At 36.6% G+C, this 24,709-nt stretch carries 24 protein-coding genes; 12 read left to right on the top strand and 12 right to left on the bottom strand.

The window, feature by feature from the left end; translation table 11 throughout:
* From V7S76_RS11225 to V7S76_RS11200, 6 genes are all read right to left on the bottom strand, one after another.
* Positions 1-990, bottom strand: a complete 990-nt coding sequence (locus V7S76_RS11225) for a glycosyltransferase (RefSeq protein WP_459510197.1) — start codon at positions 988-990, stop codon at positions 1-3.
* A gap of 35 nt (positions 991-1,025) precedes the next feature.
* Entirely contained in the window at positions 1,026-1,652 is a 627-nt protein-coding gene (rsmG, locus tag V7S76_RS11220; protein WP_459510196.1) for a 16S rRNA (guanine(527)-N(7))-methyltransferase RsmG, read from the bottom strand.
* A gap of 5 nt (positions 1,653-1,657) precedes the next feature.
* Positions 1,658-2,890, bottom strand: a complete 1,233-nt coding sequence (locus V7S76_RS11215; protein ID WP_459510195.1) for a tetratricopeptide repeat protein — start codon at positions 2,888-2,890, stop codon at positions 1,658-1,660.
* Positions 2,862-4,418 (bottom strand): Rne/Rng family ribonuclease, encoded by a 1,557-nt coding sequence (locus V7S76_RS11210; protein WP_459510194.1) that lies wholly within the window; start codon positions 4,416-4,418, stop codon positions 2,862-2,864. Before V7S76_RS11210 ends, V7S76_RS11215 begins: the two co-directional genes overlap by 29 nt.
* 292 nt (positions 4,419-4,710) lie before the next feature.
* A complete protein-coding gene (locus V7S76_RS11205) occupies positions 4,711-5,559 on the bottom strand; it encodes a tetratricopeptide repeat protein (RefSeq protein WP_459510193.1) in 849 nt (282 codons plus the stop codon).
* A 32-nt stretch (positions 5,560-5,591) separates the two neighbouring features.
* Positions 5,592-5,885: an HU family DNA-binding protein gene (locus V7S76_RS11200; protein WP_459510192.1), complete on the bottom strand. Its 294-nt coding sequence runs from the start codon at positions 5,883-5,885 to the stop codon at positions 5,592-5,594.
* 1,037 nt (positions 5,886-6,922) lie between these two features.
* On the opposite strand from V7S76_RS11200, the gene mutY reads away from it, so the two are divergent.
* The 4 genes from mutY (at position 6,923) to V7S76_RS11180 (ending at position 10,924) form a co-directional block, all read left to right on the top strand.
* Positions 6,923-8,005, top strand: coding sequence for an A/G-specific adenine glycosylase (gene mutY / locus V7S76_RS11195; RefSeq protein ID WP_459510191.1), 1,083 nt, complete (start codon positions 6,923-6,925; stop codon positions 8,003-8,005).
* A 47-nt stretch (positions 8,006-8,052) separates the two neighbouring features.
* Positions 8,053-8,505, top strand: coding sequence for a single-stranded DNA-binding protein (locus V7S76_RS11190; RefSeq protein WP_459510190.1), 453 nt, complete (start codon positions 8,053-8,055; stop codon positions 8,503-8,505).
* 77 nt (positions 8,506-8,582) lie between these two features.
* On the top strand, positions 8,583-9,932 hold the full coding sequence (gldE, locus tag V7S76_RS11185; RefSeq protein WP_459510189.1) for a gliding motility-associated protein GldE: 1,350 nt from the start codon (positions 8,583-8,585) through the stop codon (positions 9,930-9,932).
* A gap of 11 nt (positions 9,933-9,943) precedes the next feature.
* The gene (locus V7S76_RS11180; RefSeq protein WP_459510188.1) at positions 9,944-10,924 is read left to right on the top strand and encodes a hypothetical protein; all 981 of its coding nucleotides are present in this window, start codon (positions 9,944-9,946) and stop codon (positions 10,922-10,924) included.
* A 194-nt stretch (positions 10,925-11,118) separates the two neighbouring features.
* On the opposite strand, the gene V7S76_RS11175 is transcribed toward V7S76_RS11180, so the two are convergent.
* The 3 genes from V7S76_RS11175 to V7S76_RS11165 form a co-directional block, all read right to left on the bottom strand.
* The gene (locus tag V7S76_RS11175) at positions 11,119-11,778 is read right to left on the bottom strand and encodes an acetyltransferase (protein WP_459510187.1); all 660 of its coding nucleotides are present in this window, start codon (positions 11,776-11,778) and stop codon (positions 11,119-11,121) included.
* A gap of 10 nt (positions 11,779-11,788) precedes the next feature.
* Positions 11,789-13,309: a 2,3-bisphosphoglycerate-independent phosphoglycerate mutase gene (gene gpmI, locus V7S76_RS11170; RefSeq protein ID WP_459510186.1), complete on the bottom strand. Its 1,521-nt coding sequence runs from the start codon at positions 13,307-13,309 to the stop codon at positions 11,789-11,791.
* A 73-nt stretch (positions 13,310-13,382) separates the two neighbouring features.
* Positions 13,383-14,075 carry an NAD-dependent epimerase/dehydratase family protein gene (locus tag V7S76_RS11165; protein WP_459510185.1) on the bottom strand — a complete coding sequence of 231 codons (693 nt, stop codon included), beginning with the start codon at positions 14,073-14,075 and terminating at the stop codon, positions 13,383-13,385.
* Positions 14,076-14,125: 50 nt separating this feature from the next.
* Here V7S76_RS11165 and V7S76_RS11160 point away from each other — a divergent pair, with 50 nt between their 5' ends.
* Positions 14,126-14,527: a Dabb family protein gene (locus tag V7S76_RS11160; protein WP_459510184.1), complete on the top strand. Its 402-nt coding sequence runs from the start codon at positions 14,126-14,128 to the stop codon at positions 14,525-14,527.
* Positions 14,528-15,403: 876 nt separating this feature from the next.
* On the opposite strand, the gene V7S76_RS11155 is transcribed toward V7S76_RS11160, so the two are convergent.
* Positions 15,404-16,084 carry a TVP38/TMEM64 family protein gene (locus V7S76_RS11155; RefSeq protein ID WP_459510183.1) on the bottom strand — a complete coding sequence of 227 codons (681 nt, stop codon included), beginning with the start codon at positions 16,082-16,084 and terminating at the stop codon, positions 15,404-15,406.
* 90 nt (positions 16,085-16,174) lie between these two features.
* Here V7S76_RS11155 and hisH point away from each other — a divergent pair, with 90 nt between their 5' ends.
* The 5 genes from hisH to V7S76_RS11130 are packed head-to-tail and all read left to right on the top strand — an operon-like array spanning position 16,175 to position 19,214.
* The gene (gene hisH, locus V7S76_RS11150) at positions 16,175-16,768 is read left to right on the top strand and encodes an imidazole glycerol phosphate synthase subunit HisH (RefSeq protein ID WP_459510182.1); all 594 of its coding nucleotides are present in this window, start codon (positions 16,175-16,177) and stop codon (positions 16,766-16,768) included.
* A gap of 2 nt (positions 16,769-16,770) precedes the next feature.
* Positions 16,771-17,502, top strand: coding sequence for a 1-(5-phosphoribosyl)-5-[(5-phosphoribosylamino)methylideneamino]imidazole-4-carboxamide isomerase (hisA, locus tag V7S76_RS11145; protein WP_459510181.1), 732 nt, complete (start codon positions 16,771-16,773; stop codon positions 17,500-17,502).
* Positions 17,496-18,251, top strand: a complete 756-nt coding sequence (hisF, locus tag V7S76_RS11140; protein WP_459510179.1) for an imidazole glycerol phosphate synthase subunit HisF — start codon at positions 17,496-17,498, stop codon at positions 18,249-18,251. The genes hisA and hisF overlap by 7 nt, the downstream gene beginning before the upstream one ends.
* A gap of 24 nt (positions 18,252-18,275) precedes the next feature.
* Entirely contained in the window at positions 18,276-18,872 is a 597-nt protein-coding gene (gene hisIE / locus V7S76_RS11135; protein ID WP_459510178.1) for a bifunctional phosphoribosyl-AMP cyclohydrolase/phosphoribosyl-ATP diphosphatase HisIE, read from the top strand.
* A gap of 3 nt (positions 18,873-18,875) precedes the next feature.
* On the top strand, positions 18,876-19,214 hold the full coding sequence (locus V7S76_RS11130) for a phage holin family protein (protein WP_459510177.1): 339 nt from the start codon (positions 18,876-18,878) through the stop codon (positions 19,212-19,214).
* Positions 19,215-19,238: 24 nt separating this feature from the next.
* Here the strand turns inward: V7S76_RS11130 and V7S76_RS11125 are convergent, their stop codons facing one another.
* Complete coding sequence (locus tag V7S76_RS11125; RefSeq protein WP_459510176.1) at positions 19,239-19,949, bottom strand: thioredoxin domain-containing protein; 711 nt, start codon at positions 19,947-19,949, stop codon at positions 19,239-19,241.
* 139 nt (positions 19,950-20,088) lie between these two features.
* Between V7S76_RS11125 and eno the strand changes: the two genes are divergently transcribed.
* Entirely contained in the window at positions 20,089-21,366 is a 1,278-nt protein-coding gene (gene eno, locus V7S76_RS11120) for a phosphopyruvate hydratase (protein WP_459510175.1), read from the top strand.
* Between the two features lie 7 nt (positions 21,367-21,373).
* Positions 21,374-21,688, top strand: a complete 315-nt coding sequence (locus V7S76_RS11115; RefSeq protein WP_459510174.1) for an FtsB family cell division protein — start codon at positions 21,374-21,376, stop codon at positions 21,686-21,688.
* Between the two features lie 578 nt (positions 21,689-22,266).
* Here the strand turns inward: V7S76_RS11115 and V7S76_RS11110 are convergent.
* Positions 22,267-24,546: an ATP-dependent helicase gene (locus V7S76_RS11110; RefSeq protein WP_459510173.1), complete on the bottom strand. Its 2,280-nt coding sequence runs from the start codon at positions 24,544-24,546 to the stop codon at positions 22,267-22,269.
* Positions 24,547-24,709 lie beyond the last annotated feature (163 nt).

Genomic DNA, 24,709 nt, shown 5'->3' with positions numbered 1-24,709 from the left:
TTATTCCAAAATATCTCCCAAAATCGGGTGCCACCATTTACCGCCGTCTTGCAATTTATAATTTCCTTGCATTCCTGCCGATAAAACAGGAAAAATTCTTTTCAATCGATTATTTGGTAAACCCGATCGCATTTGATAATGCGAGGTTCTTTTTTGCAATTTTTGAATAATAAATAGGGGTACTTCAGGCCGGTTGGATAAGTAATTCAATAAGGATTGACTATCGATAAACTTCTTTCTGATTTTAGTGATTTTTTCCTCTCTATTTCTGGTAAATCGATCCCATAGGGTAACAAATTTACTTTTGCCTTTCAATCCAACTTGTTGAGAAGCATGTTCTCGGTATTGAATTAAGGTATCATTCAAAAATCCTATTCGATTTTGGATAGATAGCCAAAGTGAAATCCAGCCATCATGAATTAATTCATCAATTATACGTGGAACAGGGAATATTTCCGGAAGGATTCTAGAGCGAATAGCTAAAGTAGCACCTGTCACCACATATCCACGAAGAAGAATATCAAAAGCCCCACCATTATTCCACAATTCTTGAAATTGATCTACAAATTGAATTTGCTCAAATGAGGTCATTCCTGTGGGTTGACCCGATTGATTGATCATTGTCGCATTGGAAAAAACAGCATCTTTTTCAGGATGTTCCATCAAAAACTCGAGCTGTTTTTCTACTTTTTGGGGTTCCCAAACATCATCTTGGTCACATAAAAAAATAACATCTCCCGTGCATGCTTTCATGCAATTCTCAAAATTTTTGCAACTTCCTAAATTGATTGTATTTTGATGAATCGAAACATTAAAAGGAACTTTTGTTTGAAAGTTGTTTAAAATTTCAATTGTTGAATCGCTTGACAAATCGTCAAAAACAATCAATTCATCAATCATTTTTGTTTGATGAAGAATGCTTAACAACTGTTTTTCCAGAAATTTTTCACCATTATAGGTGCAAAGCGCTACGGAAATTAAAGGATTCAAATCGAATGTTATTTGTTAAAATTACTAAAAGAAAATTACATTGGGACATAAACGAGTTTCTTCGTTTCAAAAAATTCCTCTTCAAAAAACTCATATAATTCGTGTAATTTATGCTTCTTGCCAAACTCTGCGAGCTCCTCGCTAAGGTCTCCTCCCTTCAAACACAACATTCCATTGCGCATGGTATGGAAATGATTGGGACTTACTTTTTTATTGACCCAATAATAAAATGGGGTTAATTGAGTGACTGCCCTGCTGACAATAAATTCAAAATCTTGATCGATATCTTCTGCTCTGCCATGAATGGCTTTTACATTGGTCAATCCCAAAGAATCTGATACACCTTGAACCACCTTGATTTTCTTTCCAATGCTATCAATAAGGGTAAATTGGCAGTTTGGAAATAAAATAGCTAAAGGAATTCCTGGAAAACCGCCCCCTGTACCTACGTCCAAAATTTCGGTTCCATCTTTAAAAGTAATTAATTTAGCAATGGCCAATGAATGCAAGACATGGTGAAGCATCAAATTATCGATGTCTTTTCTAGAGATTACGTTGATTTTTTCATTCCATTCTTGATACAAAGGCAATAGCATTTCAAATTGATCCAATTGCTGCTGTGTGATTGATGGAAAATATTTTTTGATAATCTCTGCTTTCATAATGCTTATTTTTTCTTTCTTCTCGCTTTTTTGGCTTCCGAAAGTAATTTTTTTGCTTCCGTATGCTGGCTTGATTTTTTTTCTGCCTTGTCGATAACTTCCTTACAAAGATCAACGGATTTATCGAAATCGTTTTGCTGAAAAGCAACGCGAGCTAAGCCTAATAAAGAAGCCCAATAATATCCTGAATCTTTAGTGCCCGATTGCTCACTAAATTCGACACATTGATTAAAGTATTTTTTTCCTTCTTCTAGATTTTTAAAGATGTACAATTGGTAATAGCCTAAAATATAACTGGCATATCGACCAGAAACAGCCTCGTAACCAGGTTGGTGTTGATCAATTTTGGCAAGAATACTTTTACAAATTGGAATGGCTTCATCCAATTTCCCTACCATGTAAGCTGAGCGGGCGTGGTATCTTTCAAAAAATGGATTATCCGGAAAATTCTCATGCGTATATTTCGCCAATTCATAGGATTTTTCGGACATACCTTCCATGGCATAAATTTGCAAAAGGAAATACCTCGCTTCTGTTCTGGTATAGAACGCTTGGTAACTTACTTGTTCCAACTGCTTGATTCCTTGGTTTTTATTGGCTTTCGGGAAGAGCCATAAAACGGGCCGAAGTAAAGGGAAATTTTGTTTGATGAAGTGATAATAATAATTGTATAGTCCATCCCCAAACATCAATTCAGGACTAAATTCGGCAAAATTTCTAGAATTTTCGAGGTATTTCAACGCATTTTTAGCGGCCAAAGTAGCCCTTGTCCAATGCTTACGTTCTGCATGTAATCGGCCTTTAAATCCATAAGCAGCGGCTAAGAAAAAAGCTGCTTCAGGATTTTCGGTATCGTCCCAAATGGTTTCTGCTTTTTCAATGCTTGCATCCATATATTCTACCAAACGGTCATCATAGACTTCATTGGCCGGATTCGGAACTATTTTCCACCATTGAATCAATCCTAAGAGAAAATCGGGTAAAGGATGTGTTGGATATTTGATTTTTAAATAATTGAATTCCCTTTCAGCTTCAGGAAATTTAAAATTGTACATCAAATTGATGGCGTTAGTCGCCTCGATTTGAACTTCGGCGGTTAGAAGAAGCATCCCTTTAGAACGTTCTTTTTCAGCTTCCTCTGTCCTCTTCCACCATTGCCCTTCAGAATGAAAGGATAATGGAAGAAAACAGATGATTAGAAGCCAATATTTAAGATGATAATTCAATTTCTTCTCCATTTTTATTCAGGAATTTGAAATCCGTAATGCCTAGAGATGAATCTTCCATAATATGAATCCAAGTTTTGTAAGTCATAAACCATTTCATTCGAATCGAAGGAAATCCCTTGGTAAAATAGGCACTTAAAAATGGATGAACTAAAACAGTTAATTTTCTCTCATTTTGTTTACTCACCAGGTGATCCACATGTTGAGCAATAATTTCAGATACAGCAATACTTGCTGTAATTGTTCCAGTTCCACCGCAACTTGGACAAACTTCATGTGTTGCCACATTCATTTCTGGTCGCACGCGTTGGCGAGTAATTTGCATTAAACCGAATTTGGTCAAAGGCAAAATCGTGAATTTTGAGCGATCTGTTTTCATTTCATCTCGCATGATATCCTGAATCAATTTCCGATTATCAGGTTTTTTCATGTCAATAAAATCAATCACAATGATACCACCCATATCACGTAATCTTAATTGTCGAGCAATTTCTTTAGCCGCTTCTCGGTTAACACTTAAAGCAGTTGCTTCTTGATCTTCCTCTGAATTAGACTTATTTCCGGAGTTTACATCAATCACATGAAGTGCCTCCGTATGTTCAACAATTAAATATCCTCCACCTGGTAAAGATACAGAACGACCGAAAAGCATTTTTAATTGTTTTTCGATACCTACTTGTTCAAATAATTTGGTTTTACCAGTATGAAGCTTAACAATTTTTTCTTTCTCAGGAGCAACGGTATGTACATAATTTTTAGCTTCATTGTACAAATCCGGGCTATCGACGATAACATTATCAAAATCATTATTCAGTAAATCGCGAAGCATGGAAGTTGCGCGACTCATTTCACCAATGATGCGGTCTGTCGATTTTGCATCCACTAATTTCTTAATTCCTTCCTCCCATTTGGCGATGGAATCATACAAATCACGTTCCATTTCCTCAACGGCTTTTCCTTCCGCTACGGTACGAACGATGACACCAAAGTTTTTAGGTTTGATGGAAGACATTAATTTTAGCAAGCGAGACCTTTCTGCTTTGGAGGTTATTTTTTTAGAAATATTGACTCCATTGGCAAAAGGCACTAATACTAAAAATCTTCCTGCGATGGAAATATCGCAAGATAAACGAGGTCCTTTGGTAGAAATAGGTTCTTTGACTACCTGAACAAGTACGGCTTGATTCCGCGTTAAAACTTTATCGATTTTACCTAATTTATCGATTTCTTCTTCAATCTTATAATTTTCAATCTTAATGTTTTTGCCTTTTTTGGTCATTACATCACGAGTGAATTTATGAAGGGTACTTAAATTAGGTCCTAGATCTTGATAATGCAAAAATGCATCCTTTTCATATCCAATATCAATAAATGCAGCGTTTAATCCAGAAACCAGTTTTTTAACGGTTCCCAAATATATGTCGCCAACGGAAAATTGAGGTTCTGATTGCTCAATATGATACTCTACAATCCTTTTGTCATGCAAAAGGGCAATTCTATCTCCCTTGGGGGTAGAATTAATAATTAATTCATTACTCACAATAAGTTTACGAGAAGAATGTTCATGGGCGTTTTGCCCCAATAGCTAAATTACGCACGAATTTAAACACCAAAAACAGGCCATTTATTTGATAAAATGCCTGTTCTTGGGTTACCAATTACATATCCAAAAGAATAGGTAATTTGACTAACTATTTTTTCTTATGACGATTCTTACGTAGACGTTTTTTTCTTTTGTGAGTTGAAATCTTATGACGTTTTCTTTTTTTTCCGCAAGGCATACCTTTGAGCGTTTAATGTTTAAAATAAATTACGAGGATTGATTTTCAACCTCAATGTTTTTGCATTTCTGCAAGCAATTCTTGAGCTGCTTTTTGTTCTTCTGCGTCCTTACTTTGTTTCAGGACACGATTAAGTACTTTTTCAGCTTCATCGTGTTTATCTAACTGTGCCAAACAAAAGCCGAGATTTAACGCAGCTTTAAAATTATTGGGTTCCAGCTTCAATATCTGTGTGAATCTTTCTTGACCTTTGCCAAATTGATTCGATTTAATAGATAACAAACCTAAATTAAACAAGGCAGGCACATATGTCGGCTCTTGTTCAATCACCTCCCTTAAAAGCGTAATACCTTTCATCGGAGTAGGTGTATCTACGTAAGTCATCGCCATATTCGTCTTAACTAATAAGTTATTCGGATCAAGCGACAAAGCTTTTTCAAAATATTCCCTTGCTTTTTCACCCAAACGAGAACCCTTTTTGGAGTCGATTGCATAGGTTTGAGCCTCAAAATAAAGTTGGGCAGTCTTCAAAACATTCGGAAGTGATCCGTATTTATTTGAAAATTGTTCCGCAAAAAAAGCAGCACTATCAATTCGAGATGCATCCACAAAGCTTTTAATCAATTGATCCAAAACCTTTAGTTGTGTATTTTCCGAATTGGCAGCGGCTAATTTTAATTTCAAACTACTTATTTCCTTTTGCTGTTTTGCAGTTAAAGGAGCAGAATGAGATTCCTCATTTGGAGAAGATTTCACTTCTTCTTTCATGCCATTCGCGTCTCGATTGGCAGTGCCGGCTACGGCATTTTGTTTGTTACTCACATTTCCTTTTGGTAATTGAAATATAAGCGCAATTAATCCTAGGCCAATGATTAAAAGTATCGCAAGGGATTTTTTCATCTTTTTGGACCTTATAAATAATAGAAACTCTATTATTTGGCAGGGTCAGTGCTCGTTTTTACTTGTTCTACGAACACTTTTGCTGGCTTAAAGCTCGGCACATAATGTTCATCTATGGTAATCGCTGTGTTCTGAGAAATATTACGAGCAATTTTTTTAGCTCTTTTTTTGTTTATAAAACTCCCAAATCCACGAATGTATATATTTTCTTGTTTGGATAAATTCTCTTTTACTACCTCAAAAAAGTTTTCCAAAGTTTCGGAAACATCTTTTTTTTCAATCCCTGTTTTGCTGGAAATATCAGCAATTACATCTGCCTTGGTCACGATTATTAAATCTTTAAATTTTTTCTACTTAAATCTTAGTCTTGTTCCCCTTTTTAAAAGGGATACAAAAGTAGTATTTTTCTTTAAGAATGTAAAATGTTCAGGGAAAATATCTTTTTTTTAGGTAAATGTGAAACGAGGTAAAAGTTAAATAGGTAAAAGAAGAGAGAAGATAGAAAAAAGAAAAAACTTGGTGACCTTAATCTTTCAATGTATGCTTTAAAACCAAGGGTCACGGAGATTTTCAATTTGTCCACCTAATGTGTATTATTTTTTCATTAGATTTTTGGGCAGCTTGATGCTTTATTTTCGCTGGCTGAGGCCCTCGAAACCAAAAACAAAAAAGAGTTACAGCCTAATTTTATCAAACACTTGAACTTTTAAAGCTTTAAATTGCAGGGGGTAAGGGGCCCCATTCCCCATAAAAAATGGCATGGATAAAAACTAAAAGACAACTTATATTTTTCACCAATTATCTGATTTTCCATTAAAATTTTCAAGATGTTAAATTCTCCGCGCTCATAGTCTAAACCATTATTTATTATTTAGTTAATAGGTATTAGTGATTAGTGACAGTTTTACCTATTACCTTTTACCTATTAATGCGAATTAAGGGTTGAAATTTCCAATTATTAATCTCTTCCTTTACAGCTCTTGGCTTCGATAATTCGGCAAGCTCATTAACCGAAATCAGCGAACGTTATATATTTTTAGATCTTATCAATGAAATTGCGGTTAATCCGACGAAAGATTTGAGCGAAGCGATAGGCGGAGCTTTGACAATGGGCCTGGGCGATGTGCGTCAGAGTCAAAGAAAATAGCCGAAAGCGAAGTGAAAATCGGTCAGCTTGCTGATTCGTCTTGGATTAACTGGTAGAAAATAAGTTTTTTTGTTTCTTTTTTTCTAAAAAAAGAAATGCCTTAGAAAAAGAATTAGCCAATAAATTGCATTCATAGGTAAAAGAGACAAGGCAAAAGCGTTTTCAAGAAAGTTCTTAACTTTACCATTTCATTTATCATCATAATTCATAATATTTATGCATCCCTTCTCCAGCACCATCATACATTGGTACAAAGATCACGCGAGGGATTTGCCATGGAGAAAGACAAATGACCCTTATGTTATCTGGTTATCCGAAATAATTTTGCAGCAAACCAGAATCGCTCAAGGATTGCCTTATTTTCATCAACTATTAGAAGTATTTCCAACAGTTCAGGACTTAGCCAAGGCCGAAGAAGATGTATTATTTCGAAATTGGCAAGGTTTGGGATATTACTCTAGGGCCAGAAATTTGCATAAAACAGCGAAATACGTATCTAATGAACTACAAGGAAAGTTCCCGAACTCCTATGAACAACTTATCAAATTACCCGGAGTTGGTCCTTATACCGCAGCGGCCATTGCATCCTTTGCTTTTAATGAACCCAAAGCAGTAGTAGATGGCAATGTTTACCGAATACTCTCGCGTTATTTTGCATTAGAAACAGATATTTCCCACGCTTCCGCTCGAAAGATATTTACCGATTTAGCAGAAGATTTAATTCCACAAAAACTACCTGCAACATTCAATCAGGCCATCATGGAATTTGGTTCACTTCAATGTTCGCCGGTACCCAATTGTGAAACATGCCCCTTGCAAAGAACTTGCGGTGCTTTTTTGTTAAAAAAAGTGAAAGATTTCCCTATAAAAACCAAAAAAACGAAGCAGAGAGATCGATTTTTCAATTATTTCATCTTTGAAAAAGACGGAAAAATATTGGTTCATAAAAGAGTTAAAAAAGATATTTGGCAAGGTTTATTTGAATTTTATTTAATTGAATCACCTAAAAAAACTACCTTAGAAGAATTAATTTCTGAGGACGATTTTTTGCCTGATTCGGTAAAAAATTTCCAACAATTAAGAAACCCTGCTGTTCATGTTTTAAGTCATCAAAAGATTCATTCACAAGCTTGGCATATCCAATTAAGTGATAAATTCAACCAGGATATTCCATCCAATTTTGAGTGGATTACGCCTTCTGACTTCGAAAAGCAAGGAAAATCAGTTTTATTATTAAATCTGATAACTGATAATTTAGAATTGGATGTTTTTCAAAATTTTTCTGTTGACTATATTTAGCCCAGTAATTGAAAAAATCCCATTAATAACCTTAAACAATTCAAACAATGGCAGGAGTAAACAAAGTAATTATCCTAGGAAATTTAGGCAATGACCCAGAGGTTAGAAGCCTTCCAAGTGGCATGAAAGTTGCCAACATCAATATTGCCACTTCGGAATCATATACCGCTAAAGATGGCCAAAGGGTGGATCAAACAGAATGGCATCGCGTTGAACTTTGGGACAATCTAGCAAATGTAGCAGAACAATACCTTAGAAAAGGAAATCAAGTGTACATTGAAGGCAAAATACGTTCTGAAGAATGGCAAGATAAAAATGGCGCTACGGTAAGAGGTTATAAAATTAGAGCCACTTCCATGAATCTCATTGGAGGTAGAAACACGAACGAAAATACGGAACCTAGGCCTGAAGCAAAGCCCGTAAATATTGGTAATGAAAATGCGAAAACGGAGGCATTACCTGTTATGGCACAGAGTGATAACGATGACCTTCCATTTTAAATTATGAATTCAAGGGGAATTTAACACGTTTCTATTCCCCTTTTTTGTAAATTTGCAAGAATTAGTGCTTTAACCCTATGGACGCCGATCCCTACCCGAGTACCTTTTTATTGGCCTTGACTACGTCAATTAGCGTAAGTACCATTGTCTTAATAGGATTCGTTTTATTATCATTATTAGCCTTATCTGCCTTATTAGCAGGTTCTGAAGTTGCCTTTTTTTCCTTAAATGCCGACCAACGCGTGAATTTAAGAGAAAGCGAATCGGAAAGTGAAAGAAAAGTAAGCCTCTTATTAGACAAACCACAAAAGCTTTTAGCTACACTATTAATTTCGATTAATTTTGTCAATATCATCTTTATTACCTTAGCCAATTACCTCACTGAACAAATTATTGGCGAGTCGGTAGAATCTCTTGTCATAACTTTGGTCTTATTGTTCGGCGTAACTTTCATTATTACTTTTTTTGGAGAATTAATTCCCAAAGTTTGGGCCCAACAAAACAACATCAATTTTGCCGTTTTTTCTGCGCCACTCCTATCCTTTTTCTCTTTTATTTTCTCCCCATTATCGAAGGTTCTACTTGGAATTTCCGGACAAATTGAGAAAAAAATTGAGCGAAAATCATATACCTTGACTACTCAAGAATTAAATCAAGCCTTAGAAATCACCACCGACGAAAATACCAGTGAACAAGAAAAAGACATCTTACGAGGTATTTTGAATTTCGGAAATATCTCAGTAAAAGGCGTCATGAAAGCCAGGAGAGACATTGTGGCATTTGATACAACGATGGATTTTCATGAATTGATGGACAAAATCAATAAAAATGGGTATTCACGTGTACCTATTTTCAAAGAAACTATCGATAAAATTGAAGGAATTTTATACATCAAAGACCTTTTAGAACACATCGAACAAGATGAAAATTTCAATTGGATTTCATTGATTCATCAACCATTTTTTGTTCCTGAAAATAAGAAAATTGATGATCTTTTGTATGATTTTCAAGAAAAAAGGGTTCACATGGCTATCGTTGTAAATGAATATGGTGAAACCGAAGGTCTGGTTACGATGGAGGACATCATAGAAGAAATCGTTGGCGAAATCAACGATGAATTTGATGATGAAGAATCGGATTATAAGCGATTGGAAGAAAATGTCTATTTATTCGAAGCGAAAACCTCACTAAATGATTTTGCAAGGGTATTCGATTTGGAGACTAGTCATTTTGAAAAAGTAAAAGGTGAAAGCGAAACCTTGGGAGGATTACTTATTGAATTATTTTCCCGAATTCCACATTCAGGCGAAGAAATTGATTTTGAACCCTTTAAGTTTAAAATTCAGTCAGTGGATACTCGCCGGATTAAAAAAATTAAAATTACACTGATAAAAAACTTGGAAGGAAACTCCGAGATTCAAAACTAATACGACCTTAAATGATTCTTCGATTTTCTTTATTAATATTTACGAGTGTATTATTGATGGCTTGCCCATCAAGTCCGGAACCTACTCCCGTTCCTCAACCACCTGTCAATACTGAATCAAGCTATAATGACTATTTAGATAAAGGAATCATCGAAAATGAGCAATTAGATGAAGGATCGGGTCTCATTGCCAGCAGAAAAAACCCTGGGTATTTTTGGGCGCATAATGATTCTGGCGATTCTAATCGATTATTCTTTTTTGATTCCAACGGAAAAGGAAAAAAAGAATTTAACTTATTGAATGCTGTCAATCGTGATTGGGAGGATATCGGAATTGTTACCGAGTCAGATGGAAGTGCTACTATCTATGTGGCAGATTTTGGTGACAATAATTTACTTTATCCTTCGTATGCCATTTATTGGTTCAAAGAGCCAACAGTTTCCCTTTCTGGGCCTGAAAAAAACGATATTTCACAAGTGAAAAAAATTGAATTCACTTTGCCAGAGGGACCAAGAGATATGGAATGTTTGATGATTGATCAAACCACAAAAGATATCTACATCATTTCAAAAAGAGAAAATTTAAAAAGATTATATAAAATTAGTGCCGCCAATGTCAAGGATGGCGTAAAAGTTACGGCTGAATTTGTTAGTGAACTAGGTTTTTCAAATCCATTCTCGAGTGCCCAGTCGGTTAAAGAGCTGTTCTATATTACTGCTGGCGACATAACATCTGATAACCAAGAAATTATTATTCGCAATTACGGCTACATTTATTATTGGAAAATGAAGACTGGAGAAAGCATTCCGGATGCTCTTGCTCGACAAGCGAAAGTAGTCCCTTCACAATCTAAATATTCTTCAACGGATGGATTAGGAGAACCGCAGGGAGAAGGTCTAGCTTTTGCCTCTGATGGCTCAGGATATTATACCATTTCTGAATCAGCCAATACCCCAGGAGGAATTCATTTTTATTTCTTCAAGAAAAAATGATTGTAGGCTTTTGAGGAGAGAAGAAAGAAAAGAGAAGAAAGAAAAGAGAAGAGAGAAGAGAGAAAAGATTAATGATTTAGGATGTAATATGGTGCCCCCCTTTTACCTAATACCTTTTACCTATTACCTTTTACCTATTACCTTTTACCTAATACCTTTTACTTCATACCTTTTACCTATTCCCTCATCATCAATTAAATCTTGATATCCTTACTAGAGACCTTGGCCATCTCAGCAGGGCTGCCTTTCCAAATGCTCCAAGGATCCGTTTTTTGACGAGTAACATTAGCACCCATGGCTATCAAGGTTCCTTCTCCTAAAACAGTTTGATCACGAATAGTTGAGTTTACGCCAAAGAAACAATAATCACCCACTTGGCAACCGCCTGATAACACGACATGTGAAGTAAAAAACACATGATTCCCAATTTTGCTATGATGACCTATGTGATTACCAGACCACAATACACAATCATCTCCAATGGTGACATATGGTTGAATCGTATTATCCTCCAATATAAAGCAGTTTTTTCCAATTTTGTCTGTCAAAACTGTTGCTCTTGAACTAATGTAAGAAATGTAATCATATCCTTTCTCCAAGCCTTTTTCATAAACTCGAGCGCGAACTTGATTCATTTGGCGTTCCGTCAATGGAACAAAAAATTTATAGTCGGTAGGAGGATATATCTCCTCTACCGACTCAAATGCTACTACGGGTAAGCCATGAAATGACGCTTCTTTGATATAGGCTTCTTCTACCGTAAATGCTACCACTTCGTGGTCGCTATCGGTTTGAAGATAAAATAAAGCCAATTCGGCTGTTTGGGTATTCCCAAAAATTACAACTTTAGCCATATAGGTTTAATTAAAAAAGCGGAACACCTGTCATTTCTTTCGGTTGATCTACACCCATTAGTTTTAATATCGTAGGAGATACATCTCCCAATTTTCCATTGTTCAAAGTTGGATGAAAATCATTATCCACAAAAATACAAGGAACTAAATTCGTTGAATGGGCTGTATTTGGAGATCCATCTTCATTAATCATTACATCCGCATTTCCGTGATCCGCAATGATAATGAATGAATAACCGTGTTTTAATCCAGCTGTTACCACTTTTTCTGCACAAGAATCCACCGTCTCAACTGCTTTTACAACAGCTTCGAATACACCAGTGTGACCAACCATATCTGGATTAGCAAAATTCAAACAAACGAAATCTACTTCTTCCTTTTCCAATTCAGGAATTAATGCATCGCGCAAATCGGCAGCAGACATTTCAGGCTGTAAATCATATGTGGCTACTTTGGGAGAATTTCTTAAAATATTGGATTGACCAATAAAAAGTTGTTCTCTACCTCCAGAAAAGAAGAAAGTTACGTGTGGATATTTTTCGGTTTCTGCTATACGTATTTGTTTTTTTCCAGCTCCTTCCAAAACCTCACCCATCGTCATAGGCAAATTTGAATCATTAAAAATAACATTAACCCCCACGAACTCTTTGTCGTATTCCGTCATTGTTAAATAATATAAATTCAACTTGTGCATGTTTTCTTCATGAAAATCCTTTTGAGTCAAGGCTTGTGTTATTTCACGACCTCTATCTGTTCTAAAATTAAAACAAATTACAACATCGCCTTCTTGTATTTTTGCCACGGGACTACCATCCGAATTAGTCATGATAATCGGCTGAATGAATTCATCCGTTACCCCAGCGGCATAACTATCTTTGATCGATTGAATGACATCTGTAGAAGCCTGACCTTCAGCATCTACCATCGCTTTATAAGCCAAGGCAACTCGCTCCCAACGATTATCACGATCCATCGCAAAATAGCGACCAATGACAGAAGCAATTTTAGCACCCGTTTTTAAAGTATGCTCATATAAATCTGTCATGAATTTTAATCCTGATTTAGGATCGGTATCGCGCCCGTCCGTAAAGGCATGAACATAGACTTTAGGCAAACCAGCTTCTTGAGCTGTACTCAATAAAGATTTTAAATGTTCAATGTGAGCATGAACACCTCCATCGGAAACAAGTCCCATGAAATGTACTGCTTTATTTTTCTCTTTCGCATAAGCAAAAGCTTTTGCCAATTCAGGCTCTTGACCTAAGGTGTTTTCTGTAACGGCTTTGTTAATCCTAACCAAATTTTGATATACTACTCGCCCAGCACCTAAATTCATGTGTCCTACTTCAGAGTTCCCCATTTGACCTTCTGGCAAGCCAACCGCTAATCCAGATGCCTCTAATTTCGAATGAGGATATTTATGATACAATGAACTGATAAAGGGAGTTTTGGCTGCATCAATCGCCGAAACTTTTGGATTTGTTGCAATTCCCCAACCATCCAATATCATTAATACTACTTTCTTCTTCACTTTATATTTATTTAAAAAAAACCTTACAAAATTAACCAAAAAAGATGGAAATCTGCTGTTCTGTCACTCAAAATTATTCCTTCACTAACTGATCATATTTACGACTAATGTCCCTAATATCATTCACATCAACGACATTTTTCTCGAACTCTTCTATTCCCAAAAATATCATCGACTTTCCAACCTCCGCCAATGTGGAAACCATGGATGGAATGGTTTTTTTCAAGAAAGGGTACATCCAATTGATATATTGATAAAATCGCAAAGCATGTTTCAAACCAGAAGTAGGAAAAATCAAGGATGGTCTAAAGGCGTAAAATCGACTAAATCCTAACAAGGCTAAATCATTTTCTGTTCTACCTTTTACCCTGGCCCACATCACGCGTCCACTTTCTGTACGATCAGTACCGACACCAGAAACATATACAAAAGTTAAATCAGGATTACCCGGTAAAATAGCTTCCGCAAAACCAAGGGTAAGTGTATGGGTTTTTTCTGTATAATCGGATTCGTTCATTCCAATAGAAGAAACTCCCAGACAGAAAAAACAAGCATCGTAATTCTTAACTTGTTTGGTTAATGAAGCCGGCTGTAAAAAATCCGTCAATATTATTTCTTTCAATTTAGCATCCTGAACACCGCAAGGTTTACGGCCAATGACCAAAATTTCAGCAATATATGGCGATAATAAACATTCATGTAATACCCCCTCTCCGACCATTCCTGTTGCTCCCGTAATAATTACTTTGATTTGTGATTTTTCCATTGTAGAATTGGGAAATTTTTTAACAAGTATTTATTTAATTTTCAATATTAATGAACAATAGACGTAATTTTTTACAAAAATCAGGAATTTTTGCAACAGCAGCTGCATTGACTTCCATAAATTCAGCAGGAACAGGAAAAATGAACTTCATTCATCATGTGATGTTTTGGGCAAAAAACCCAAACAACGAATCAGAAAAAACACAACTATTCAATGCCTTGAAATCACTTGGAACACTTCCTATGATTCAATCAGCTCATGTCGGCAAACCAATAATTACCGATTTTGATAAGTCGGTGACAGAAGGTTCCTATACTTTTTCAGTTGTTTTAATTTTTGAAAGTGCCGAAAAAGAAAATGAATACTTACACCATCCCCTTCACATGAAATTTATTGATGACAATAAGCACCTTTGGGGTAAAGTTCAGGTGGTTGACTCTCAGGCCATTTGATTTTAGGTAATAGGTAAGAGGTAAGAGGTAATAGGTAAGAGGTAATAGATAATAGGTAAAAGGTAAGAGGTAATAGATAATAGGTAATAATGCGAATTAAGAGTTAAAATATTCATTAATACCTCAAAATTTCGATATAGCATTGCCATTTATTGGTTAATTTATCATCCATGGCATTTCTTTTTTTTAGAAAAAAAGAAACAAAAAAACTTATTTTCTTCTAGTTAATCCAAGACGAATCCGCAAGCGGCCCGATTTTCACTTCGCTCACGGCTATTTTCTTTGACCCTGACGCACATACCCCATGCGGATTGTCAAAGCTCCGCCTACCGCTTCGCTCAAATCATTCGTCGGATTAACCGCAAATTCATTGATAAGTCCCAAAAAAGAATAAACAGCGTTGGCTCAGCTGAGTCAAAGCAAAAGCGTTAAAAAAGAGAAGTAAAAATTAGAAGTTTCAACTCTTAATTCGGTTTAATAGGTAATAGGCAATAGCAATCCGATGACTGAGTATGGTTACTGAGCTTGTCGAAGTATGGATAACAATATCAGCCATAAAATCGATTTATTGATAAAAAATATCAGTTTCCCACAAGCGATAATGCTAGTCTTTTTTTAAGGGGAATGGGTCCCCTTACCCCCCTGCAATTTAAGACTTTCAAAGTTCAGTTGTTTGATAAAATTATTGGATGGAAGGATTTTGCAAGTAAGGAACAGTGAAAACCAGAAGATAGAAAACGAGAAAAGAGTAAACGGGAAAAGAAAAGTCTATTACCTTTTACCTATTACCTACTACCTTTTACCTATTACCTTTTACCTACTACCTTTTACCTATTACCTTTTACCTATTACCTACTACCTTTTACCTATTACCTATTACCTTTTACCTCTTACCTCATTCCTCCTTCTCAGTTTCCAAATCATTCCTAGTGCCGAAAGTATCAATAAAGCGAGGCTCATATAATCTTCCCAAGAAGATTTGCGGGAATTAGTCAACAAGGATTGAATATTTTCGGCTTCAACACCTGTCCAAAAGGCTAATAATGTTCTCGGAAGCATCCCCAAGGTACCTGCAATCCAAAAATTCCTCAAATTCACTCCGATGAATGCCATCACTGCATTGGTAATCGCGAAAGGAAAGACCGGAGATAATCGGGTCAGAAATACCCAAGAAAACGATTCATGTTGGACATTTTCCAAAAAATTAGCCATTTTAAATTTGCGAACCAAAAATTGAATTATCGCATCTCCATTCATGAACTTACCCAATCCAAAACCTATTAATGAGGCAAGTGAATAGGAAATAACAAAGGGTAAAAAGCTTTGAAAACCCCATAAATATCCAATAAATAAGGCAAAAAAGGTGGTAGGGCAAAATGCAAAACCCATTAATAAAACCGAACACGCCCAAAAAACACTCGTCTCTAAAAAACCAAATTCCCGAAAAAATTCAACATGGTTCGTAGCAAAATAAACGAGTCCTATGCTTGATATAAAGGGCACTAACCCCATCCAAACGAGAAACAAAAATTCAAAAATTGCTTTTTTTGGGTACACTGATTAGGTCATGAAAGCAACAAAGATAAAGGACTTTTCATAATACAAGCCTATTTCCCTACCTTTGCAAGGCTTTTTGCCTGAAATAATATGTCCAAAGAAATAGCTATCGTAAAATACAATGCCGGGAACGTTGCTTCCGTCATGTACGCTCTTGATCGAATTGGCGTGAAATATCGTTGGACAGACGATTTTAATGAATTAGCCTCTGCAGAAAAAATCATTTTTCCAGGGGTAGGCGAAGCAAGTACTGCCATGGCCCATTTAAGAGAAAAAGGATTGGATACGTTTATTCCTACCCTTAAACAACCTGTTTTGGCGACTTGCATCGGCATGCAATTACTTTGTAAAAGCTCCGAAGAAAATCAAACCACCTGTATGGGAGTTTTTGATGTGGAAATTAAAAAATTTCAATCGAAGGACTTGAAAATTCCCCATGTCGGTTGGAATTCCATTCGTACTTTAGGCGATAATCCATTGATGAAAGGTCTCAAAAATGAAGAGTTTGTTTATTTTGTTCATTCATTTTACGCACCCGTGAATGAATTTACTTCTGCTACTTGCGATTATGTGCAACCATTCTCAGCGATGCTACAGAAAGATAATTTTTATGCTGCTCAATTTCATGCCGAAATTAGCGGCATGGCGGGACAAACCATTATTCAAAATTTTATTGATTTATAAAAATGTTTCAACTAATTCCAGCGATAGATTTAATAGGGGGCCAATGTGTACGATTGACTCAAGGTGATTATGCACAAAAAAAAATCTACCATTCAGACCCTTTGGAAGTAGCAAAGGCCTTTGAAGGTGCTGGAATTAAACGACTGCATTTGGTTGATTTGGATGGCGCAAAAGCCAAACAAATTGTGAATTTACCTATCCTAGAAAAAATTGCCCGGCATACCCAATTACACATCGATTTCGGTGGTGGCGTACAATCGGATGAAATGATTGATCTTGCTTTTTCCGCTGGAGCCAAACAAATCACAGCAGGAAGTATCGCCGTCCGAAATCCTGAATTGGTGCAATCATGGTTTGTCAAGTATGGCGCCGACCGAATTATTTTAGGGGCAGATGCACATCACGAACAAATCGCGGTGTCGGGTTGGCAAGAAAACTCGAATATTTCCATTTTTGATTTTCTAAACAATTACCAAAAAGTGGGAGCCAAATATGTTATTTCTACCGATGTGGCCAAGGATGGTCTTCTTCAAGGACCAAGTTTTGATTTGTACCAAAAAATTCAAACCCAAAACCCCGATCTCGAAATTATTGCGAGTGGTGGAGTAGCCAATTTAGACGATTTATACCAATTGAGAGACATGAACTTGTTTGGTGTTATTGTTGGAAAAGCCTTTTATGAAGGTCGTATCAGTTTAGAAGATTTAGCCAAATTTGCACAGGAATCATGTTAACAAAAAGAATCATTCCATGTCTCGACATCAAAGATGGCCGTACCGTAAAAGGAACCAACTTTGTCGACCTTCGTGATGCTGGTGATCCGGTGGAACTCGGAGCTTTATATGCCCAACAAGGAGCAGATGAATTGGTATTTTTAGATATTACAGCAACCGTCGATAATCGAAAAACGCTGGTAAATTTGGTAAGGGAAGTAGCTCGGCATGTGAATATTCCCTTTACCGTGGGAGGTGGAATAAGTTCCATCGATGATGTTTCTGCCCTTCTTAACGCAGGAGCAGATAAAGTTTCCATCAATTCATCTGCAGTTAGAAATCCAAACTTAGTTGACGAATTGTCTTTGCAATTTGGATCTCAATGCATCATTGTCGCGATAGACACCAGGCATGTCTCCGGATTCGATTGGGTACATACGCATGGAGGCAGAAAAATCACAGAAATAAATACCCATCATTGGGCAAAAGAGGCGCAAGAAAGAGGTGCGGGTGAAATTTTATTGACTTCCATGGACGCCGATGGGACAAAAGCTGGCTTCGCGAATCGCTTAACGGCTGAAATTTCGGGAAATTTATCTATTCCCGTGATTGCCTCTGGAGGTGCTGGGAGTATGGAACACTTTTTTGAAGTATTTACAGAAGGAAAAGCAGACGCGGGATTGGCGGCAAGTATTTTCCATTTTAAAGAGATTGAAATTTTAGCATTAAAGAAATACCTTGCTGATAAAGGAATTCCGATGCGTATTTAATAAATTGAATGATATTTTAAGCTAATGACGGCAAAACCAGATTTCTCCAAAGGGTTAATTCCTGCAATTATTCAAGATGCAACAACATTGAAAGTATTGATGTTGGGCTATATGAATGAGGAAGCCTTAGAAAAAACGCAAACAACCCATCAAGTTACCTTCTTTTCACGTTCAAAAAATCGACTTTGGACCAAAGGAGAAACTTCTGGCAATTTCTTAGAAGTTAAAAGCATCGAATTGGATTGTGATGCCGACACCTTATTGATTCAAGTGCATCCACTTGGACCAGCTTGTCATACGGGTGCTGATACCTGTTTCAAGGAAGAAAATAAAGATAATGCCGCTTGGTTGGATCATTTAAAACAGGTGATTCGATCTAGAAAAGGTGCATCTGCAGAAAGTTCTTACACGGCCTCTTTATTTCAAAAAGGGACTCATAAAGTAGCTCAAAAAGTTGGAGAAGAAGCGGTTGAATTAGTGATTGAGGCTTTAATGGACAACGATGAATTGTTTAAAGGCGAGGCAGCCGATTTAATTTTCCACTTATTGGTGTTGTTAGAAGACCGCGGAATTGGCTTGGAGCAAGTGATTGAATTATTACAAAAAAGACATAATAAATAAACTATGATAGGATTTATCATTCGCTATGTGATCATGGCGGCCATCGTATTGATCATACCACGATATTTAAAAGGAATTGTTGTTGACTCATTCGTAACAGCCTTATGGGTTGCCTTGATGATGGGTTTTTTGAACTCCTTTGTTAAACCTGTTTTAAAAATTATCAGTTTCCCTATTACGTTCATGACCCTAGGTTTATTTTCCTTGGTCATCAATGTTGGATTGGTCTATCTAGCGGCCTTTTACATTGATGGATTTCATGTAAGTGGATTTATTGCTCCCCTGATTTTTAGTATTTTGGTAGGAACAACCAATAGTTTGGTCGGATTATTTACCAAATAAGAGAGAGGAACTAAATCCAATCCATTATTTCAAACTGGTTTCAAATAATTCTTTTAATTGAGCCTCCTCCCTGAATCCCGCTGTTTTTAGGACTAATTTTCCTTTTTGAAAAACGAGGAAACCCGGTATTTCATCAATGCCATATGCTTGTAAAATGGCCTGATTCCCGTCAGCCTCCACTTTTAAAACGGTCACTTTCCCTTCGTAATCTTTGGCCAATTTATCAACCGTAGGCATCATTTTGATGCAAGGAGCGCACCATTTAGCAAAAAAATCAACTACCACGGCCCCATCTTTGGAGATGATTTTATCGAATTCATTTTTATTCCAAGATTGATCATGCTTCACGCTTGGCACACCTTCCAAAGGTTTCATTTTGGTGGTCCATTTCAAATACCCCCCCTTCATTTCAACGACTGAAAAACCCTCTTTCCGCATTAATTCAGCCGCTTGTGCCGAACGGCCGCCGGATAAACAATAAATCAAAACGGGTTTCGATTTATCCAATGTTTTGATTTGATTGGCAAAATCAGCCGAACGAAAATCCATATTTTTGGCATTCGGCAAATGTCCCCCACCGAATTCCCCAGAGGTTCTTACGTCCAACAAAATGGCGTTGGGAGTCGATTTGATTTTTTGTTCAAAAGCATCCACATCCTCGACTTGAGCCTTGGAATAAAAATTGATAAAACAGAAGAAGAGTCCAATAAAGGTTACTTTCAGTAAATTTTTCATAACTATTTAGCTTAAAATCAGATATTTAACGAATTGGTAATAAGAAAAAGCAAGGAAATTATCTATTTTTTCCGTTATTTTGCAGGGCAATTTAAGTAAATAGTTTCGTAATCAATTTATTCACAATAACAATAAGAAGATGAGTGCAATACAGTACGTTCACGCCAGACAAATTTTAGATTCACGTGGAAATCCAACCATTGAAGTAGATATTAAAACAGAAGATGGAGCTTTTGGTAGAGCTGCCGTACCTTCTGGAGCTTCAACAGGTATTCACGAGGCTGTAGAACTACGTGATGAAGACAAATCTGTTTACGTTGGAAAAGGTGTTTTAAAAGCCGTTGAAAATGTAAATACAAGTATCGCTGAAGAATTATGGGGTTTAGAAGTTTCTGAACAAAACATGATTGACCGTTTAATGATTGAAATTGACGGTACAGCTAACAAAGGAAAATTAGGAGCTAACGCTATTTTAGGTGTTTCTATGGCGGTTGCGAAAGCAGCAGCTCAAGAAGCAGGATTGCCTTTATACCGTTACATTGGTGGTGTTAATGCAAATACTCTTCCAGTTCCAATGATGAACATCTTAAACGGTGGATCTCATGCAGACAATTCAATTGATTTTCAAGAATTCATGGTAATGCCTGTAAAAGCGGAAAGTTTTTCTCAAGCATTGCGTATGGGTACAGAAGTTTTCCATGCATTGAAAGGTGTATTGAAAAGCAAAGGATATTCAACCAACGTAGGAGATGAAGGTGGATTTGCACCTAACATTAAATCCAACGAAGAAGCAATTGAAATCGTTTTACAATCGATTGAAAAAGCGGGTTACAAACCAGGTGAAGAAATTTTCATCGCAATGGATGCGGCTGCTTCTGAATTTTATGATGAGAAAACAGGTCTTTACACGTTCAAAAAATCAGATGGTAAGCAATTGAACTCGATGGAGATGGCTGCTTATTGGAAGACTTGGGCAGATAAATATCCAATTATCTCTATTGAAGATGGTATGGCGGAAGATGATTGGGCAGGTTGGGCTGAGCAAACTAAATTGATCGGTTCTAAATGTCAATTGGTTGGAGACGATTTATTCGTTACTAACGTGAAGCGTTTACAACAAGGTATTGAAAAAGGTGTCGCTAATGCTGTTTTGGTAAAGGTTAACCAAATTGGTTCATTGACGGAAACAATCGATACCGTGAATTTAGCTAAGCGTAATTCATACAAAAACATTATGTCTCACCGTTCTGGAGAAACAGAAGATGCAACCATTGCGGATTTAGCTGTAGCATTAAATACAGGTCAAATCAAAACAGGTTCAGCTTCTCGTTCAGATCGTATGGCAAAATACAATCAATTATTACGTATTGAAGAAGAATTGGGAGCTAATGCCTATTTCCCAGGATTAAATTTCTAATCAAAACATGAATAAATTAAAGCAATTGTTCGTAGGAAAAAACCGCTTTTATGCGATTACTACGGCAATTGCTTTTTTTTGGATGTTATTTTTAGATTCCAATGATATTACTGTTCAATTCCGTCTTTGGAATGAACTTCGCGAATTAAAAGCAGAAAAAAAGTATTACCAACAAAAGCTCAAGGAACTTGAAAAAGAACGCCGAGTGATGATGGGGAATCCCGCTTTATTGGAAAAATTCGCACGTGAAAAATACCTCATGAAAAAACCCACGGAGGATATTTTCATCATTGTCAATGAGAAAAATCAAGCGATTGAGTAAGAGGTAATAGGTATTAATGCGAATTAAAAGTTAAAATATTCATTATTTTCTCAACATTCGATATTGCAATGCAATTTATTGGCTAATTCATTTTCCATGGCATTTCTTTTTTTTAGAAAAAAAGAAACAAAAAAACTTATTTACTTCTAGTTAATCCAAGACGAATCCGCAAGCGGCTCGATTTTCACTACGCTTTCGGCTATTTTCTTTGACCCTGACGCACATCGCCTATGCGCATTGTCAAAGCCCCGCCTACCGCTACGTTCAAATCTTTCGTCGGATTAACCGTAAGAGACGTGATTATTAGTTTTCAGAACAAACATTTTTGTGATTACAAACGGTGGCTGAGGCTCTCGAAGCCACGTTTGTAAAGGCTGTTACGAATCGAAGAGCAACATTAAAAGAAATTTTAATTAGAAGTTTCAACCCTCGATTCGCATTAATCACTATCCGATAATAAATCATGTAATCAACTAAATCATAGTTCAGACAATTAGATGAGAGAAGAGAGAGAAAAATACCTATTACCTTTTTACCTATTACCTTTTACCTATTACCTATTACCTATCACCTCTCTTCTACCCTACAATCATCAATTTCGCGAAATTCAACAATAAGGTTTTATCCCCAACCCCTTTTTCAAAGCTGATAAAGGCTTTTCGTTCTGAGCCGTTGATCTCCAATTTATTGACTATGCCAAAACCGAATTTTTGATGCTCCACTCGCTGGCCAGCTTGAATTTCTAATGCGTCCGATGCTTTAAAATCCGTACTCGACACGTGTTGGTAATTGGTATTATTGTTTGGCTTTTGAATTAATTGAGCAGCAGAAGGTGCCGGAGTGGATTTCTGAGTAAAACCGGTTTTATTCACCGGACGAAATGCCTGAACTTCTTTTTTGCCTTGAACCTTCGCCATTTTTAAGTAATTCTGGTCAATTTCTTCCAAAAAACGACTAGGTTCGCAACTTTTCAATCGGCCAAATTGATACCTAGACTCGGCATAAGACATCATTAATTTCTTTTCTGCGCGTGTAATGGCGACATAGAATAATCGGCGTTCTTCTTCTAAATCGCTTTGGCTTTGTAGCATCATTTGACTCGGGAAAAGATCCTCTTCGAGCCCCACTAAAAATACTTGTTTAAATTCCAATCCCTTCGCTGAGTGAACCGTCATTAATGTCACTTTATCTCTATCTTTTGGATCCTCCTCGGTGTCGGCATTGGTTAATAAAGAAACCGACTGTAAAAAGGTTGCTAGGGATTTATCTTCATTCTCTTCCGAATCTACAAATTGCTTAATCGCATTCAATAATTCTTGCATGTTTTGATAACGAGCCAAGCCTTCCACCGTTTTATCTTCGTACAATTCACGAAGTAAACCCGATGCTTTTGCCACATGATTAGCCACCTCATAAGCGTCCTTATTTTCTACTTCCACCATTATTTTGAACGACTTGATTAAATCGGCAAAATTCTCAATGGCAACCATTCCTCGCGCACCTTGAAATTGTTGGATATTGGAAACAACTTCCCAAATAGACACATTATTTTCATTGGCAGTAACCGCAATTTTGGCAATGGTTGTATCGCCAATTCCCCTTTTGGGCAAATTAATGATTCGCTTAAAAGCTTCTTCATCGTTTTGATTGACTACAAAACGCAAGTAGGAAAGCACATCTTTGATTTCTTTGCGTTGGTAGAAAGATAATCCGCCGATGATCCGATATTTGATGTTTAAACGGCGCAAGGATTCCTCAAAAGATCTTGATTGTGCATTGGTTCGATATAAAATCGCAAAGTCAGACCAATTTAAACCATCTTTTTGTTTGGTTTCAAAAATAGTAGAAGCAATGATTCTTCCCTCCTCATTATCGCTGCCCGCTCGAATAATTTCAATTTCATCTCCGCGTTCATTGGAAGTAAAAACATTCTTTTTTAATTGATTTTTATTTCGCGCAATGACCGAATTAGCGACCGCCACAATACTTTGGGTAGAACGGTAATTTTCTTCTAATTTGATGGTAGTCAAATCGGCATAATCCCTCTCGAAATTCAAAATATTTTGAATATCCGCGCCACGGAAAGCATAAATACTTTGGGCATCATCCCCCACTACGCATATATTTCGATTAACTGCTGCCAATTTTTTGGTGATCAAATATTGCGACACGTTGGTATCTTGAAACTCATCCACCATCACGTGTTTGAATTTATGTTGATACTTGTTCAACACATCTAAATGATCTCGAAATAAAATATTGGTTTGATACAATAAATCATCAAAATCCATGGCATTCGCTTGAAAACAGCGCGTCGTGTACATTTTATAAATTTCAGCCATACGAGGAATTTTCGCATAGCGATCCTCTTCGGTTAAAATGGCACTATTGGAATATTGTTCCGGACTTATCAATCGGTTTTTGGCATTGGAAATTCGATTCAATAAGAGATTGACCTTGTAAATTTTATCATCTAAATTTTGCTCTTTGATAAGGGCACGAAGCAAGGATTTGGAATCATCGGTATCGTAAATCGAGAAATTAGATGTATATCCCAATTTTTCCCCTTCAAAACGAAGTATTTTGGCAAAAACCGAGTGGAAGGTTCCCATCCAAATATTTCTAGCCTCTGTTCCAATGACCGATTCAATCCGATGACGCATTTCCCCAGCCGCTTTATTGGTAAAGGTTAATAATAAAATTTGAAATGGATCTACCCCATTCGCGATTAAATGGGCTGTTCTGTAGGTTAGAACCCTTGTTTTACCTGAACCTGCTCCCGCAATAATCATCAGGGGGCCATCAATGTGTTCTACAGCTTTTCTTTGAGGCTCATTTAGGCCAGCTAGGTAATCCATTCGTTATATTTTAAGGATAAATCAATCGGGGTTCAAAATTAACATAAAGTAGATAGAAAAGAGATAAGATAACAGATAAAATTATGACTCAAAATGGGAGCCTCTGTTCCCTCTTTTCGAACAGGTCTTTTCTCTTTTCTCATTTCTTTCTCTATTTTTACAC

The sequence above is a fragment of the Aquirufa sp. ROCK2-A2 genome (genome assembly GCF_054558485.1).
The sequence above is the reverse complement of the archived record's forward strand: the minus strand, read 5'-3'. Positions and strand labels throughout refer to the sequence as shown.